A 265-nucleotide genomic window follows, 5' to 3' on the forward strand; every position below is an offset into this window, starting at 1 on the left:
TCACCCCTACCCACAGCTCATCCCCTCAGTTTTCAACCTAAGTGGGTTCGGTCCTCCACGCGGTCTTACCCGCGCTTCAACCTGGCCATGGGTAGATCACTCCGCTTCGGGTCTAGAGCATGCGACTCAAACGCCCTATTCGGACTCGCTTTCGCTACGGCTACCCCACACGGGTTAACCTCGCCACACACCACTAACTCGCAGGCTCATTCTTCAAAAGGCACGCCGTCACCCCTCAAGGCTCCGACGGATTGTAGGCACACGG

Annotated in this window: 1 rRNA gene; it reads right to left on the reverse strand. The window is 58.5% G+C overall.

Annotated features, from left to right (window positions below):
* Positions 1-265, reverse strand: a 23S ribosomal RNA gene (locus tag QSK05_RS36130); the annotation flags it as partial.

The organism is Kineosporia sp. NBRC 101731, assembly GCF_030269305.1.
Taxonomy (GTDB): Bacteria; Actinomycetota; Actinomycetes; order Actinomycetales; family Kineosporiaceae; genus Kineosporia.